General features: G+C 60.3%; 17 protein-coding genes and 1 tRNA gene. 16 read left to right on the forward strand and 2 right to left on the reverse strand.

Annotated features, from left to right (window positions below; genetic code table 11):
* Nucleotides 1-32: 32 nt before the first annotated feature.
* The 7 genes from nrdR to L598_RS01445 all read left to right on the forward strand — a co-directional run bounded on the left by nrdR (nt 33) and on the right by L598_RS01445 (nt 6,701).
* Complete coding sequence (nrdR, locus tag L598_RS01415) at nt 33-497, forward strand: transcriptional regulator NrdR (protein ID WP_144859303.1); 465 nt, start codon at nt 33-35, stop codon at nt 495-497.
* A gap of 3 nt (nt 498-500) precedes the next feature.
* Nucleotides 501-1,622, forward strand: coding sequence for a bifunctional diaminohydroxyphosphoribosylaminopyrimidine deaminase/5-amino-6-(5-phosphoribosylamino)uracil reductase RibD (gene ribD, locus L598_RS01420; protein ID WP_144859305.1), 1,122 nt, complete (start codon nt 501-503; stop codon nt 1,620-1,622).
* Complete coding sequence (locus L598_RS01425; RefSeq protein WP_144859307.1) at nt 1,622-2,236, forward strand: riboflavin synthase; 615 nt, start codon at nt 1,622-1,624, stop codon at nt 2,234-2,236. The genes ribD and L598_RS01425 overlap by 1 nt, the downstream gene beginning before the upstream one ends.
* Nucleotides 2,237-2,279: 43 nt before the next feature.
* Nucleotides 2,280-2,723 (forward strand): 6,7-dimethyl-8-ribityllumazine synthase, encoded by a 444-nt coding sequence (locus tag L598_RS01430; RefSeq protein ID WP_144859309.1) that lies wholly within the window; start codon nt 2,280-2,282, stop codon nt 2,721-2,723.
* A gap of 31 nt (nt 2,724-2,754) precedes the next feature.
* Nucleotides 2,755-3,231, forward strand: a complete 477-nt coding sequence (gene nusB / locus L598_RS01435; protein ID WP_144859311.1) for a transcription antitermination factor NusB — start codon at nt 2,755-2,757, stop codon at nt 3,229-3,231.
* The gene (locus L598_RS01440; protein ID WP_144859313.1) at nt 3,228-4,478 is read left to right on the forward strand and encodes an MFS transporter; all 1,251 of its coding nucleotides are present in this window, start codon (nt 3,228-3,230) and stop codon (nt 4,476-4,478) included. Before nusB ends, L598_RS01440 begins: the two co-directional genes overlap by 4 nt.
* Nucleotides 4,479-4,568: 90 nt before the next feature.
* Nucleotides 4,569-6,701 carry a sodium-translocating pyrophosphatase gene (locus L598_RS01445; protein WP_144859315.1) on the forward strand — a complete coding sequence of 711 codons (2,133 nt, stop codon included), beginning with the start codon at nt 4,569-4,571 and terminating at the stop codon, nt 6,699-6,701.
* A 70-nt stretch (nt 6,702-6,771) separates the two neighbouring features.
* On the opposite strand, the gene L598_RS01450 is transcribed toward L598_RS01445, so the two are convergent.
* Nucleotides 6,772-7,287: an outer membrane protein assembly factor BamE gene (locus L598_RS01450; protein WP_144859317.1), complete on the reverse strand. Its 516-nt coding sequence runs from the start codon at nt 7,285-7,287 to the stop codon at nt 6,772-6,774.
* A 127-nt stretch (nt 7,288-7,414) separates the two neighbouring features.
* Between L598_RS01450 and L598_RS01455 the strand changes: the two genes are divergently transcribed.
* The 7 genes from L598_RS01455 (at nt 7,415) to L598_RS01485 (ending at nt 12,578) form a co-directional block, all read left to right on the forward strand.
* Nucleotides 7,415-7,963, forward strand: a complete 549-nt coding sequence (locus tag L598_RS01455; protein WP_144859319.1) for a ubiquinol-cytochrome C chaperone family protein — start codon at nt 7,415-7,417, stop codon at nt 7,961-7,963.
* Complete coding sequence (locus L598_RS01460) at nt 7,960-8,508, forward strand: DUF177 domain-containing protein (protein ID WP_144859321.1); 549 nt, start codon at nt 7,960-7,962, stop codon at nt 8,506-8,508. Before L598_RS01455 ends, L598_RS01460 begins: the two co-directional genes overlap by 4 nt.
* A 110-nt stretch (nt 8,509-8,618) precedes the next feature.
* Nucleotides 8,619-9,686 carry a phosphate acyltransferase PlsX gene (gene plsX, locus L598_RS01465; RefSeq protein ID WP_144859323.1) on the forward strand — a complete coding sequence of 356 codons (1,068 nt, stop codon included), beginning with the start codon at nt 8,619-8,621 and terminating at the stop codon, nt 9,684-9,686.
* Nucleotides 9,687-9,695: 9 nt separating this feature from the next.
* A complete protein-coding gene (locus L598_RS01470; RefSeq protein ID WP_144859325.1) occupies nt 9,696-10,667 on the forward strand; it encodes a beta-ketoacyl-ACP synthase III in 972 nt (323 codons plus the stop codon).
* 112 nt (nt 10,668-10,779) lie between these two features.
* Nucleotides 10,780-11,112, forward strand: a complete 333-nt coding sequence (locus L598_RS01475; RefSeq protein ID WP_144859327.1) for an integration host factor subunit alpha — start codon at nt 10,780-10,782, stop codon at nt 11,110-11,112.
* A 90-nt stretch (nt 11,113-11,202) separates the two neighbouring features.
* A complete protein-coding gene (locus tag L598_RS01480) occupies nt 11,203-11,742 on the forward strand; it encodes a MerR family transcriptional regulator (protein ID WP_144859329.1) in 540 nt (179 codons plus the stop codon).
* A 116-nt stretch (nt 11,743-11,858) separates the two neighbouring features.
* Nucleotides 11,859-12,578 (forward strand): Crp/Fnr family transcriptional regulator, encoded by a 720-nt coding sequence (locus L598_RS01485; protein ID WP_144859331.1) that lies wholly within the window; start codon nt 11,859-11,861, stop codon nt 12,576-12,578.
* On the opposite strand, the gene L598_RS01490 is transcribed toward L598_RS01485, so the two are convergent.
* Nucleotides 12,579-12,655: transfer RNA gene (locus L598_RS01490), tRNA-Pro, on the reverse strand.
* 193 nt (nt 12,656-12,848) lie between these two features.
* Between L598_RS01490 and L598_RS01495 the strand changes: the two genes are divergently transcribed.
* Nucleotides 12,849-14,180: a lipopolysaccharide biosynthesis protein gene (locus tag L598_RS01495; RefSeq protein WP_144859333.1), complete on the forward strand. Its 1,332-nt coding sequence runs from the start codon at nt 12,849-12,851 to the stop codon at nt 14,178-14,180.
* Nucleotides 14,181-14,285: 105 nt separating this feature from the next.
* On the forward strand, nt 14,286-14,456 hold a 171-nt coding region (locus tag L598_RS01500), incomplete at its 3' end, for a transposase (protein ID WP_144859335.1).

Here is a 14,456-nt window from a genome sequence, read left to right on the forward strand (position 1 = left end):
CGCGGCTGAGAGTCGCTTGAACGGAACTGCCAATGCGCTGCCCCTACTGCCAATCGGAAGATACACAGGTGAAGGACTCGCGTCCCGCCGAGGACGGGGCGGCGATAAGACGCCGCAGGATATGTCCCGACTGCGGCGGCCGCTTCACCACCTTTGAGCGGGTGCAGCTTCGCGATCTGGTGGTCATCAAGAAGACCGGCCGCAAGGTGCCGTTTGATCGCGACAAGCTGATGCGTTCCTTCGACATTGCCCTCAGGAAGCGCAATGTCGATCCGCAACGGGTCGAGCGTGCCGTCAGCGGCATCGTGCGCCAGCTCGAAAGCTCCGGCGAGGCGGAAATCCCGTCCGGCGACATAGGAACGCTTGTCATGGAGGCGCTGAAGGCGCTCGATGACGTCGCCTATGTCCGCTATGCCTCGGTCTATCGTAATTTCCGCGAGCCGAAGGATTTCCAGGAAGTGCTGGGCGAGTTGCGGGGCGAAGAGGAAACGAGTTGAATCATGCCCTCGGAAGGTGGAAGTCCCTCTGGGACTGACCGGCGCTTCATGGCGGCCGCCATCCGGCTTTCGCGCCGCCATCTTGGTCTGACAGCGACCAACCCGTCGGTAGCAACGCTGATCGTGAGAGATGACGGGCAGGGACCCTATATTGTCGGCAGCGGCGTGACGGCTATCGGCGGCAGACCGCATGCCGAAACGGAAGCCCTGGCCCAGGCCGGTGAACTGGCACGCGGAGCGACAGCCTATGTGACGCTTGAGCCTTGCGCCCATCACGGCCGCACCCCGCCTTGTGCCGAAGCCCTCGTTACCGCGGGAGTGGCGCGCGTGGTTGGCGGTGCCAGCGATCCTGATCCGCGCGTTTCCGGGAAGGGCTATGCGATCCTGAGGGAGGGAGGGGTCGAGGTCGTGGAAGGTGTGCTGGCCACCGAGGCAGCCGACGCAATGGCCGGATACTTGACACGATCTCTTAAGAAACGTCCGGAAGTGGTTTTGAAAATTGCAGTTTCCGCAGATGGAAAAATCGGCAGAAAGGGTGAAGGGCAGATAGCGATCACGGGCGAGATTGCCCGCAGGCAGGTGCATTTGATGCGCGCCGAGGCAGATGCCATCCTGATCGGCATCGGCACGGCGCTGGCCGATGATCCGGAACTGACATGCCGCTTGCCGGGTCTGGAGCAACGTTCGCCGGCACGCATCGTACTTGATCGAAATCTTCGCCTGCCTCTCGCCTCTAAGCTCGTCGCGACGGCACGTCAGGTGCCACTTTTCGTCGTAGCAGGCCAGGATGCGGATGGCGGGAGACGCGAGGCGCTGGCTGCGCAGGGAGTGCGCTTTCTCGGGGCGGAGACTTATGACGGTATGATCGCGCTGCCCGAATTGATGGAGGACCTTGCGGCGCAAGGAATGATGAGTGTCCTTGTAGAAGGAGGTGCGCGCACGGCGGCAACCTTGCTGGAGGAGGGGCTTGTCGACCGGATCGCATTGCTCAATGGACCGGGTACTATTGGCGCAGACGGCATCGATTCACCGATCACCGCTTCGCAACTGCCGGAGGGGTTCAGGGAAATCCGGCGGACACGTTTCGGCGACGACGGCTATGTCGAATTCACGAGGAATGGCTGATGTTCACGGGTATAGTAACGGACGTAGGCACGGTCACCTCTGTCAAGCCGCTGGCCAAGGGCGTGCGCATCCGTATCGAGACAAGATATGATCCTAGGACCATCGAGATTGGGGCTTCGATTGCCTGCGCGGGCGTCTGTTTGACCGTAGTGGCGCTGCCGGATAGCGGCTCGAACCAGCGCTGGTTCGACGTGGAGGCCTGGGAGGAAGCCCTGCGCCTGACCACCGTTGCAGAATGGACGGAAGGAGCGCGCGTCAACCTAGAGCGCGCGCTGAAGATCGGTGACGAGCTCGGCGGACATATCGTTTCCGGTCATGTCGATGGCATGGCTGAGATCGTTGAACGGCGCGAAGAAGGGGAGGCCGTGCGCTTCCGCCTGCGGGCGCCCAAGGAACTCGCAAAATTCATCGCGCCCAAGGGATCGGTCGCGCTGGACGGTACATCCCTGACGGTGAACGGCGTCCAGGGCAATATTTTCGACGTTCTGTTGATCCATCATTCGTTGACCGTGACCACATGGAGCGAACGATCCGCGGGGGATCGGGTCAACCTGGAGGTGGACACAATGGCGCGGTATGCGGCCCGGCTTGCGGAAGCCGCCAAAGAAGCCTAATTCAGCTCCTCGTTCCAGACACGACCACCCCGCCGGAGTTCCCATGCCGTCATCGCAAGGCCTCAAACTGCTTATCGTGGAAGCGCGTTTCTACAACGATCTTTCCGATGCTCTCCTGGAGGGAGCCAGGACGGCCCTCGACAAGGCCGGTGCGGCTTATGACGTGGTGACCGTGCCCGGCGCCTTGGAGATTCCGGCGGCGATCTCCTTCGCGCTCGATGGCGAAACCCGTTATGATGGCTTCGTCGCGCTTGGCTGCGTCATTCGCGGCGAGACCTATCATTTCGACATCGTCGCAAATGAATCGAGCCGTGCCTTGATGGACCTCGCCGTCGAGGAGGCGCTGGCCATCGGCAATGGCATTCTGACAGTGGAAAACGAAGAACAGGCATGGGCGCGAGCGAAGCTCAGCGAAGGTGACAAGGGCGGCTTTGCCGCACGCGCCGCGCTCACCATGATCGAATTGCGCGAACGCCTGGGGGCATGACGAAGTGACGTCCGAATCCGACGATCGCCCAATGGACTACAAGCCGGCGAACAAACGCGGAGCCGCGCGGCTGGCTGCCGTTCAGGCGCTCTATCAGATGGATGTCGCGGGCAGTGGATTGCTCGAAATCACGGCCGAATATGAATCTTTTCGGCTTGGCAAGGAGGTGGACGGCGAACTCTACCGCGAGGCCGATCCGCAATGGTTCCGCGCAATCCTGTCCGGTGTGGTCGAGAACCAGAAATCCATTGATCCTGTCATCCGCCAATCCCTGACCGATGATTGGCCGCTATCACGTCTCGATTCGACCCTGCGCGCCATATTGCGCGCGGCGGTCTATGAATTGCTGAAGCGGCAGGACGTCCCCGTTCCGGTGATCGTTTCGGAGTATGTGGACATCGCCAAGGCCTTCTACGAGGAGGACGAGCCCAAGCTGGTCAATGCAGTTCTTGATCGCGTCGCACGGCGTGTGCGTGGAGAGGGAAGAGGCCGAGAACGAGCCTCATGACGGCGACCGTCGATGAAAGGGAAGCGAGGCGCACGGCGATCATTCTCGCTGCCTCGCAGGCCATCGTCGGCTCGGCTGCTCCAATCGCGATCTCCATTGGCGGCCTGGCGGGACATTATCTCCTGGGAAGCGACAAGTCGCTCGCCACCTTGCCGATCACCGGTTTCAGCGTCGGCGTGGCGCTGGGTGCGATTCCCTCTGCAGCGCTCATCCGGGTACTGGGGCAGCGTCATGGCTTCATGACCGGCACCGGCTTTACCGCTTTGGGTGGAGCCACGGCCACGCTTGGTCTCTTCAATGGCAGTTTCTGGCTTTTTGCCTTCGGACTAACGATCATCGGACTTGGCAATGCGTTCGTGCAGCAATTCCGTTTCGCGGCAGCCGACAATGCACCGCCGGAATTCAAGGCCCGCGCCATCTCCTTCGTGCTTGCCGGCGGCGTGATCACGGCCATAGTCGGCCCTCAGATCGTCATCTTTACGCGCGAGCTGCTGGCGCCGGTCATGTTCGCCGGCTCGTTCGCCGCTATACTGGGGTTAGCCGCGGTCGGCGCTCTCATCCTTTCCTTTCTGCGTGTGCGCGACCGTGACGGTGCGGGCGATCTGGCAGCCGATGCGCCGCCTCGCCCTTTGTCGACCATCGTGCTTCAGCCGCGATTCACGGTCGGGCTGCTCTGTGCCGTCGGCTCATATGCGCTAATGAGCTTCGTCATGACCGGTGCGCCGCTCGCAATGGTCGGCTGCGGCTTCTCTCCGGATGAGGCGACCCTCGGCATTTCCTGGCATGTCATGGCGATGTTCGCTCCGAGCTTCTTTACAGGCCGGCTGATCTCGCGATTCGGCCGCGAAACGATCTTGACTGCCGGTCTCCTGCTTCTGGTTGGCTGTGCGGTCGTGGCCCTTTCGGGCATCGCGCTCTGGCAGTTCTGGACATCGCTGATCCTGTTGGGTCTGGGCTGGAACTTCAGCTTCATCGCCGCCACGGCCATGGTTGCCGATACCTATCGACCTTCTGAGAAGGGCAGGGTGCTCGGCCTCCATGACGGGATCCTGTTCGGCAGTGTGGCGCTTGCCTCGCTGTCTTCCGGGCTGGTCTACAACTGGTGGGGCTGGGAGATGCTCAACTGGATCGTTTTTCCGGTGGTAGGTCTTTGCCTCCTGGGCCTTGGGGGCCTGGTCATGCTCGGCAGGCGCTCAACTGCAACAGCCGGACTTGACGATAGGCAAGGCGTTTCCGATAACCCCTGACGAAAGGTCGCATGCGACACTGAGTCCAGCGGCCTTCGTCCACATGACCCGGGGAGGGGTTCCATTGGGTCGAAATCAAGGGAATCGGCAATGACAATGCTTTACGTAGTCATCGCCTGCGGCCTGCTCTCTGTCCTATACGCCATCTGGGCGACTCAGTCGGTCCTTGCGGCCGACCAGGGCAATGCGCGCATGCAGGAAATCGCCGCCGCCATCAGGGAGGGGGCACAAGCTTATCTTACACGTCAGTATACCACGATCGCCATCGTCGGCGTCGTGGTCTTCATTCTCGCTTGGTGGCTGCTCACCGGCGCGGCCGCGATCGGCTTCCTGATCGGAGCGGTGCTTTCCGGCGCAGCAGGCTTCATCGGCATGCACGTATCGGTGCGGGCCAATGTGCGCACCGCGCAAGCCGCCTCCAACAGCCTGGCTGCGGGCCTGGAAATCGCTTTCAAATCGGGTGCGATCACGGGCCTTCTCGTCGCCGGTCTGGCGCTGCTCGGCGTCTCGGTCTATTTCGCGATCCTTACCGGTGCGATGGGCTATGCGCCGACTGACCGCATTGTAGTCGATGCGCTGGTGGCGCTCGGCTTCGGTGCTTCGCTGATTTCGATCTTCGCCCGTCTCGGCGGCGGCATCTTCACCAAGGGTGCGGATGTCGGTGGCGACCTCGTGGGCAAGGTGGAAGCGGGCATTCCCGAAGACGATCCGCGCAATCCGGCCACGATCGCGGACAATGTCGGTGACAATGTCGGCGACTGCGCCGGCATGGCGGCTGATCTGTTCGAGACCTATGTCGTGACGATCGTCGCCACCATGGTGCTCGCCTCGATCTTCTTTACCGGTGACGTCGCGACCACTTTGATGCTCTTCCCGCTGGTTATCGGCGGTGTCTGCGTGGTGACCTCGATCATCGGCACCTTCTTCGTCAAGCTGGGCGCCAACAACTCCATCATGGGCGCCCTATACAAGGGCTTCTGGGCCACTGCGATCCTCTCGCTCGTGGCGCTGGCGGTCGTGATATGGGGCTGGCTTGGAGGCGGAACGGAGTTCAGCGCCAGCAATGGCGTCAGCTTCACAGGCAGCGATCTCTTCTGGTGCGGTCTGGTCGGCCTTGCCGTTACCGGCCTGATCATCTGGATCACGGAATACTATACCGGTGTCGGCTATCGGCCTGTGCGTTCCATCAGCCAGGCATCAGTGACAGGGCATGGCACGAATGTCATCCAGGGTCTTGCCGTCTCGCTTGAAGCGACTGCGCTCCCGGCCATCGTCATCATTGCCGGCATCATCGTCAGTTTCAATCTGGCTGGCCTGTTCGGCATCGCCATCGCGGTGACGACCATGCTCGCCCTTGCCGGCATGGTGGTGGCGCTCGATGCCTTCGGCCCGGTGACGGACAATGCCGGCGGCATCGCCGAAATGTCCGATCTGCCTCCGGAAGTGCGCAAAACCACCGACGCGCTGGACGCGGTCGGCAACACCACCAAGGCCGTCACCAAGGGCTATGCTATCGGTTCGGCGGGTCTCGGTGCTCTGGTGCTCTTCGCCGCTTATACGGAAGACCTGAAATTCTTCTCCGCCAATGCGGAGCCGGGCTCCTTCTTTGATGGTGTGACGGTCGATTTCGCGCTCACCAACCCCTATGTGGTCGTCGGTCTCCTGTTCGGCGGGCTTCTGCCCTTCCTGTTCGGCGGCTTGTCGATGACGGCCGTGGGCCGTGCTGGCGGAGCGGTTGTGGAGGAAGTGCGCCGTCAGTTCCGCGAGAAGCCCGGTATCATGGAAGGCAAGGAGAAACCCGATTACGGCCGCGCGGTCGACATGCTGACGCGCGCCGCCATCCGGGAGATGATCGTGCCCTCCCTCCTGCCAGTGCTGTCGCCGATCATAGCCTTCTTTGTGATCTATCTGATCGCAGGCAAGGGCGAGGCTTTCTCTGCGCTCGGTGCAATGCTCCTTGGCGTCATCGCGACCGGTCTCTTCGTGGCAATATCAATGACCGCCGGCGGCGGTGCATGGGACAATGCCAAGAAATCCTTCGAAGATGGATTCATCGACAAGGATGGTGTCAAGCATGTCAAGGGATCGGAGGCTCACAAGGCTTCAGTCACCGGTGACACGGTAGGCGACCCCTACAAGGACACGGCCGGCCCGGCTGTGAACCCGATGATCAAGATCACCAACATCATTGCGTTGCTTTTGCTCGCGGTGCTTGCACACTGACGGGAGAGCATCGCCAAGAAAAAGCCCGCGAGGAGGATCCCCGCGGGCTTTTTCTTTAAATGAGCGGCAATCAGCGGCCGAACGGATTGGGCGGTGCGGCACCGCTGGCGACACCGGAGATGAGCTGGCCAAGGAAGTTCTGATCCTTGCCGCCGGTCGGCGTCGTGCGGGAAATGAAGTCGAAGAGTTTGCCGTCCTTGAGGCCGTAATTGGCAATCTGCGTGACGCGATCATCGTCACCGAAATAGACCGCAAGCACCCGCTGATCGACGATCTTGGGTTTCATGAAGGCGGCGTTGCGCACGCGCGTCTGCGAGATGTAGTAGAAGACCTCGTTGTCGAACGTCGCGGTCGTGGAAGGCGTGCCAAGGGCCAGCATGACCTGTTCACGGCTCGATCCTACAGGGACGAGTTCGATTGCGTCCTCATCCATCACATAGCCCTGGGTCAGGGTTTCGCGGGTGTCGAGTGTCTGTGAGACGCTGCACCCTGAAAGCGCCAGCGCGGCACCACCGAGCACGCTAGCGAAAAGGACCCGGCCGGCACCTCTGGTCTTGACTTCACGCAACAGCAACAACATCTCCATCAGATATCCCCACTTCGCCGCTTGCCGGTCGTGCCTGCCTTGCGCCGAACGGCAAAACCGGTAAACCAGCTTTGGCGCCGATGCAACCTGACGCTTGTCTGATCCGGCCCGAAGGAGAGCGCCCACCATGTTCAAGCAGTTGTTCGGCAGCGGCCGAAAGTCCAGCCAAACCACTATCGATGCCGTCTATGAGCAAATCGTGGCGGAGGCGCGSCAGCCGGTCTTCTATGCGGAATGGAAGGTTCCGGATACTCCGCTCGGCCGCTACGAGATGCTAGCGCTGCATGTTTTCCTGTTCCTGCACCGCATGCGTGCGGAGACCGGAGCCGCGAGGGAGATCGCGCAAGGCGTTACGGACGAATTCTTCCGTGATCTCGAGCATTCCCTGCGTGAACTCGGAATCGGTGACATGGGAGTGCCGAAGCGTATGAAGAAGCTGGCACAGATGTTTTACGGGCGCGCGAGCGCTTATGGCGAGGCCATTGACCGCGGCGACAGGGCAGGGCTTGCTGCCGCTCTCAGGCGCAATGTCAGACCAGAGGCAGGGGAATGGCCGGAGGCAGATCAACTGGCTGACTACGCCTTGGCGACCTTCGGCCTCAGCTCGAACGTCCCGGTCGAGGCCATACTGAGAGGTGCATCTCCCTTCTCAAAACTGGAAAGGGCGGCACCATGAAATCCATTTCGAAGAGTCCTGTATCCTTTATGGCGAATGTGCAAAGGCTGCCGCAGAGGGGGATGCCTGTGACCATCATCGCCGATACCGAACAGCGCAAGGCGTTGGCGGCCGGTCACGATCTGGTCTCCGTCGAGGACTTCCGCAGCGATGTAACGATCCTTCCCTGGAAGAAGGACGGTGTTCGCGTCAGCGGCTCGGTCAAGGCGGATATCGTCCAGACCTGCGTGGTGACTCTCGAACCTCTCGCTGCTCACATAGAGGAGGAAATTTCCGCCGTCTTCGTGCCGGAAGGCTCGAGCCTGGCGCGCGACGAGGTGGAAGGCGGCGAGATGGTGCTGGATGCAGAAGGACCGGATAGTCCCGAAACCTTTAGCGGCGACACGATCGATGTCGGCGCGCTTGCCGAGGAGTTCTTCGAGCTTGGCATCGACCCTTACCCGCGCAAAGCCGGCTCGACGATCGAATCGGAACTGCCGGTGCCCGAGGCCGAACCTTCCGGCCCGCTCCATGAAAAGCTCAGAAAGCTTTATCCGCAGCGTTGAAATTGCGTGGGTTGGCAAGAAATCACGGTTGTGCGACCACGCAAAACCGGTATTTTCCCCGCAACTTCTTTCTGGCTGCGCCATCCCGGCACAGATGAGACGGTTATCGCGTGATACGCATTTCGATTGACGCAATGGGCGGAGACCACGGCCCACGGGTGACACTCCCCGGGCTTCTCAAGGTGGTGGAGCGCCGGCCTGACGTCCGTTTCGTTATCTACGGACGTGATGATGCTGTCTTGCCGGTTTTGGACAAGCTGCCGAAGCTGCGCGCGGTCGGCGAATTCCATCATTGCGAAGTGTCGGTCCGCATGGACGACAAGCCAAGCCAGGCGCTCCGCCAGGGCCGGTGGAAATCCTCCATGTGGAAGGCCATAGAGGCGGTGAAGTCGGGTGAGGCGGATGTCTGCATCTCCGCCGGCAATACCGGCGCCCTGATGGCCATGTCGAAATTCTGCCTGCGCACGATGGCGGATATCGAGCGCCCCGCGATCGCGGCCATCTGGCCGACCATACGCGGGGAGAGCATCGTTCTGGACGTCGGCGCCACCATCGGCGGCGACGCCCAGCAACTGGCCGATTTCGCCATTCTCGGTGCAGCCATGGCCAATGCGCTCTTCGATGTGGCCCGCCCGAGCGTCGGCCTGCTGAATGTCGGCGTTGAGGAAATCAAGGGCCAGGAGGAGGTGAAGGAAGCCGGGCGCATGCTGCGCGACGCCAATCTCGACTCCATGGACTATCGCGGCTTCGTGGAAGGCGACGACATCGGCAAGGGAACCGTGGATGTGGTCGTGACGGAAGGCTTTTCGGGCAATATCGCGCTGAAGGTGGCTGAGGGAACGGCTCGGCAGATCGCCGAATATCTGCGTGAGGCGATGAACCGAACTTTTATGGCCCGCATCGGTTATCTTTTTGCCAAAGGAGCTTTCGAGCGCCTGCGCGAAAGGATGGATGTGCGCAAGATAAACGGCGGTGTTTTCCTTGGCCTCAACGGCCTGGTGGTGAAGAGCCATGGCAGCGCCGACGATGAAGGGTTCGCGGCTGCTGTCGAGCTCGGATATGAGATGGTCCGCAGTCGGTTGGTGGACAAGACCCGCGCAAGCCTCGATCTGTACCACGCGCGCCAGCAACCGCCGGACACGAATTCCGCCCTGGATGACGCGGCGCTCAACGAATAGGACCTCGAAATGATAAGATCCGCCGTGCGTGGCGTCGGCTCTGCCTTGCCTCGCCGCATCATGAAGAATGCCGAATTCGAGAAGCTTGTGGACACATCCGACGAGTGGATCGTGCAGCGCACCGGCATCAGGCAGCGCCACATCGCCGCCGAGGATGAGACGACCGTGTCGCTTGGCGAAGCCGCCGCACACAAGGCTCTCGATGCGGCCGGAATGACTCCGGACGATATCGACATGATCCTCCTTGCCACTTCGACCCCGAACAACACCTTTCCTGCCAGCGCCGTCGAAATTCAGGAGCGGCTCGGAATGCGGCATGGCTACGCATTCGATATGCAGGCCGTCTGCACGGGCTTCGTCTATGCCGTGACGACGGCCGATCTGTATATCCGCGGCGGCATGGCGAAGCGCATTCTGGTCATCGGCTCGGAAACTTTTTCGCGCATTCTCGACTGGGAAGACCGCACCACCTGCGTTCTGTTCGGCGACGGCGCCGGCGCTTTGGTGCTCGAAGCTGTGGAAGGCAAGGGAACGACCGCCGATCGCGGGGTACTTGCTTCAAGCCTGCGATCGGATGGGACGCATCGGGAAAAGCTCTATGTTGATGGCGGTCCGTCTACGACCGGCACGGTCGGTCATTTGCGCATGGAAGGGCGCGAGGTTTTCAAGCATGCCGTCGCCATGATCACCGACGTCGTGGAGGACGTGTTCGCCAAGTCCGGTATAACCGCGGATGATCTGGACTGGTTCGTGCCCCATCAGGCCAACAAACGCATCATCGATGCCTCGGCCAAAAAGCTTGGCATTGCCGAAGAAAAGGTGATTGTCACCGTCCACCTTCATGGCAATACTTCAGCCGCCTCCGTACCGCTTGCTCTGGCCCATGCGGTCGGCGAAGGAAAGATCAAGACCGGCGATCTGGTCCTGCTCGAAGCTATGGGCGGCGGCTTTACTTGGGGCGCGGTGCTGTTGCGCTGGTAAAGCCAGCGAAATTTCAGTTGTCCGGACAGGCACTTGACCTGCCTTGACTAATTTTTGTAACGTCTTCGAGACGTAAGTATTTTTTCAGATTTTGAGATGGTTGGACGGCCGGATGGGGGGAAAGACAGTCACGCGTGCCGATCTCGCTGAAGCCGTATATCGGAAGGTGGGTCTTTCCCGTACCGAGTCCGCACAACTCGTCGAGATGGTCCTTGAAGAGATCTGCGAGGCGATTGTACGCGGCGAAACGGTCAAGCTCTCTTCCTTTGCGACCTTTCATGTCCGTGAAAAGAACGAGCGCATCGGTCGCAATCCGAAGACCGGCGAAGAAGTGCCGATCTTGCCGCGCCGGGTGATGACCTTCAAGGCATCGAATGTGTTGAAGGATCGCATCCTGGCTGCGCATCAGAGGGATACACGCCGAATCGCCGAAAGCTCTGGATAAGTCGACTCCGGACTCTCCAAGGCTTGAAAAGCGCGGTATAAAGGTCTGAAATAACGTGCGAATCGCAAAGACAGGTTGCGAGGACGTTACTTGGACAAGAGCCCCGACGCATTCCGCACAATCAGTGAGGTCGCCGAAGAGCTGGACCTGCCACAGCATGTGCTGCGCTTCTGGGAAACCCGTTTCACGCAGATAAAGCCGATGAAGCGCGGTGGAGGCCGTCGCTACTATAGGCCTCAGGATGTCGACCTGATCAAGGGCATCCGCCACATGCTTTACGATCAGGGCTATACCATCAAGGGTGTGCAGAAGCTCTTGCGGGACAATGGCAATCAGTTCGTTGTCGCTGTCGGACGGGGTGATCTGGCGGCTGTGGAGGCCATCGCCCAGAAGGCACACACCGAGACGGAGACGGGTTCAGGTGCCGAGCGTGCGCGGGGGAGCGAGGACGAGATGCTTGTCGGAGCGCCGACGGCAAAACCCAGCCGGCGATTCTTCGGCCTGGGCAAGAGCGACGACGGCCCGGTGCAGGCTGATGACGGCCGCCTTTCCAAGGACAACCGGGCGCTGCTTCAGGAAGCGCTTTTCGATCTCCTTGAATGCAAGCGTCTGCTTGATCAGGTGCGGTAGCAAACGGGCCGTGATATAACTTTGGACATATTCACAAGGCTGGCTTCCAGCTAAACCATTCCGTCTGCTGCGTTTCTGGCTGCATCACGAGAACAAGAACCAATCCGGGCGGGGCCATGTCTCAGCCACTCTTGATCAAACTCGCCCGTCGCGACGAATTGTCTGACGAGGAAAGGCAGGCAGTCGAGGCTGCCATCGCCAAGATCGATATGGTGGCGGCTGGCCGTGAGTTGGTGGCCGAAGGCGCGCGGCTGAACCACAGTATATTATTGATCGAGGGTTTTACCGCGCGCTGCAAGATCCTTCGTGACGGAACCAGACAGATTGCCTCGCTGCACATCGACGGCGACTTCATTGACCTGCACAGCTTTGTTCTGAAGGTGATGGATCACACAATCGTGGCGCTCACCCAATGCAGGATCGCGATCGTTCCGCATGAGCGGCTGAAGCTCATCACGGAGCGCTATCCCCATCTGACACGGCTTTTGTGGCTGAACACGGTGATCGACGCCGCGATTCACAGGGAATGGCTGGTTTCCGTTGGTCGCAGATCGGCCCAGGCCAGCCTGGCGCATCTCTTGTGCGAGATGTATCTGCGCCTGCATGCGGTGGGGAAGGTGACCGAATGGTCCTTCGTGCTGCCGGTCACGCAGGCCGATCTCGGTGACATGCTCGGCCTTTCCATCGTTCACGTAAACCGCAACGTGAAGAAGCTCCGCGAAACCGGATTCATAGTCTGGGAGGGCTCCCGGGTGACGATCAGGGATTGGGACCGGCTATCGGAGCTCGCCGAGTTCGATCCGACCTATCTGAGCCTTAATGTGGAAGCGAGATAGTGGTCGGAGCGGCGGGATTCGAACCCACGACCCCTTGACCCCCAGTCAAGTGCGCTACCGGGCTGCGCTACGCTCCGAACCGCCGAAAGCCTTATAGTTGTTGGGTTTCCGGCGCAAGCCCCGAGACGGCGAAAAAGAAGCAAATCGGAAGAACAGCTCCCAGTTCGAGAGGGGCTCAGTTGCCGGAAATCAGGCATCTGCGCAGAAGGCTGTCAGGCGGTACGGAAAGGAAGCATTGAACGTCCGACTGACCGATGATAGCGACACGACATGAAAATCCGGCCCCATCTGCGTCAAAGCTCCGCCTTTCTACGGCTCGCAAGCGATGGTGCCGTGGCGGCAATGGTCAAGCTGGCCGGGGCGGGTTTGACCTATGTCATGTTCATTGCCATGGCCAGGATTACGGGTGAAAGCGCGTTCGGCTATTTTGCTTCGGCTTTCGCTCTGGCAAGCCTGCTTGCCTTCGCCGGCTCTCTGGGGCAGCAAAGCGCGATTTTGCGGTTCTGGCCTGAATGGGAGGGCAGAGGCGATACGGATGCCGCTCGCTCATTCCTGCTTCTTTCTGTTTCCGTCGGCGCCATCGGGCTGATCGTGGTCGCAGCCGCCCTTTGTGCAGCCGCCTATCTGTATGATCTGGCGGTCGGACGTTCGGTTTGGTTTGCGTTCGGGGCTTCAACCGCGCTTCTTCTTGTGGCGCTTGGATGGGCGGAGGTGTTGTCGAGCGCCTTGCGGGCGCAAGGTCGGCTTCTTCTCGCCTTGCTTCCCAAGGAAGTTCTTTGGAGGTTTCTTGCTATTGCGGCGGCCTGGGCATGCGGGTTCGTTTGGGGCCGTATAGGTGCTGTTGAAGCTGTTCTGCTCGCTGGCACATTGCTCATCCTTGTCCTTCTGCCACAAACCGTGATCCTGGTAGTGCGGGCATATTTGAGTCCCCGAAAGGCCCTGGAGCCGAAACAAAAAGCAGAATTCAGATCCGTGACACTTGGCCTTTGGGGGGTAACGGCTCTCAATCCTGCGATCGCACATGGCGTATCGCTTGTCGTCCTGGCAATCCTCGGACCGGTAGAGGCAGGAGCCTTCTTTGCGGCACAGCGCTCTGCGCTTTTGATTTCGGTTGCGCTTGCCGGCTTGAACCAGGTCCTGGCTCCTCAGATATCACGTGCCTACTATAGGGACGAGAAGCAACAGCTTCAGCATTTCGTGTCGCTTGGCGCGGCAATCAGCGCGAGCGTGGGATTGTTAGGACTGATCTTTTTCGCGATCTTCGGAAGGTGCGCCCTTGGGCTGTTCGACCCTGGCTTTGCCACCCACGAGTTGTGGATCGCGCTGATGGTGCTGATGGTTGGGCAGCTGTTCAATGCTATGGCCGGGCCGACCAGCATTTTGCTTCAGTTAACCGGTAAACAGCATACGCTGCTGAACTTGCTGATCGTATCGAATGCAGTGGGAGTGATCATTATCGTCTCCCTGGTTTATTTCGCCGGTACGATCGGCGCCGCCGTGGGCGCGTCCTTTACCTCGATAGTCTGGAATGCTTTGGCGATCTACACAGCCAGGCGTGATCTCGGTATTGACCCATCCATGTTTGGGATGGCCCGCCGCTGACGGATTGAACTCCGCGAACCTAATACCTGATACCAGATACGCTGATCCACCCCCATTGAACGGGTCCACCTTGAAGTATGGTTTTGACCATGAAGGAGGACCACAATGGCAAACAAGCGACACAAGCCCGACGAGATCGTCACGAAGCTTCGGCAGGKTGAGGTTTTGCGCGGCCAAGGCATGGCGATGGCGGATGCTGTTCGCCAGATCGGCGTTTCCGAGCTGACGTTCTACCGGTGGCGTAAGCAATATGGCGGCATGAGCCGTGACCAGCTT

The sequence above is a fragment of the Mesorhizobium sp. J18 genome, from assembly GCF_007829525.1.
In the GTDB taxonomy this organism is placed as follows: Bacteria; Pseudomonadota; Alphaproteobacteria; order Rhizobiales; family Rhizobiaceae; genus VLJP01.

What these genes read in the sequence shown, in the direction of transcription:
- nrdR (WP_144859303.1), top strand. Translation starts at nt 33, where the DNA reads ATGCGCTGCCCCTACTGCCAATCGGAAGATACACAGGTGAAGGACTCG.
- ribD (WP_144859305.1), top strand. Translation starts at nt 501, where the DNA reads ATGCCCTCGGAAGGTGGAAGTCCCTCTGGGACTGACCGGCGCTTCATG.
- L598_RS01425 (WP_144859307.1), top strand. Translation starts at nt 1,622, where the DNA reads ATGTTCACGGGTATAGTAACGGACGTAGGCACGGTCACCTCTGTCAAG.
- L598_RS01430 (WP_144859309.1), top strand. Translation starts at nt 2,280, where the DNA reads ATGCCGTCATCGCAAGGCCTCAAACTGCTTATCGTGGAAGCGCGTTTC.
- nusB (WP_144859311.1), top strand. Translation starts at nt 2,755, where the DNA reads ATGGACTACAAGCCGGCGAACAAACGCGGAGCCGCGCGGCTGGCTGCC.
- L598_RS01440 (WP_144859313.1), top strand. Translation starts at nt 3,228, where the DNA reads ATGACGGCGACCGTCGATGAAAGGGAAGCGAGGCGCACGGCGATCATT.
- L598_RS01445 (WP_144859315.1), top strand. Translation starts at nt 4,569, where the DNA reads ATGACAATGCTTTACGTAGTCATCGCCTGCGGCCTGCTCTCTGTCCTA.
- L598_RS01450 (WP_144859317.1), bottom strand. Translation starts at nt 7,287, where the DNA reads ATGGAGATGTTGTTGCTGTTGCGTGAAGTCAAGACCAGAGGTGCCGGC.
- L598_RS01460 (WP_144859321.1), top strand. Translation starts at nt 7,960, where the DNA reads ATGAAATCCATTTCGAAGAGTCCTGTATCCTTTATGGCGAATGTGCAA.
- L598_RS01470 (WP_144859325.1), top strand. Translation starts at nt 9,696, where the DNA reads ATGATAAGATCCGCCGTGCGTGGCGTCGGCTCTGCCTTGCCTCGCCGC.
- L598_RS01475 (WP_144859327.1), top strand. Translation starts at nt 10,780, where the DNA reads ATGGGGGGAAAGACAGTCACGCGTGCCGATCTCGCTGAAGCCGTATAT.
- L598_RS01485 (WP_144859331.1), top strand. Translation starts at nt 11,859, where the DNA reads ATGTCTCAGCCACTCTTGATCAAACTCGCCCGTCGCGACGAATTGTCT.
- L598_RS01495 (WP_144859333.1), top strand. Translation starts at nt 12,849, where the DNA reads ATGAAAATCCGGCCCCATCTGCGTCAAAGCTCCGCCTTTCTACGGCTC.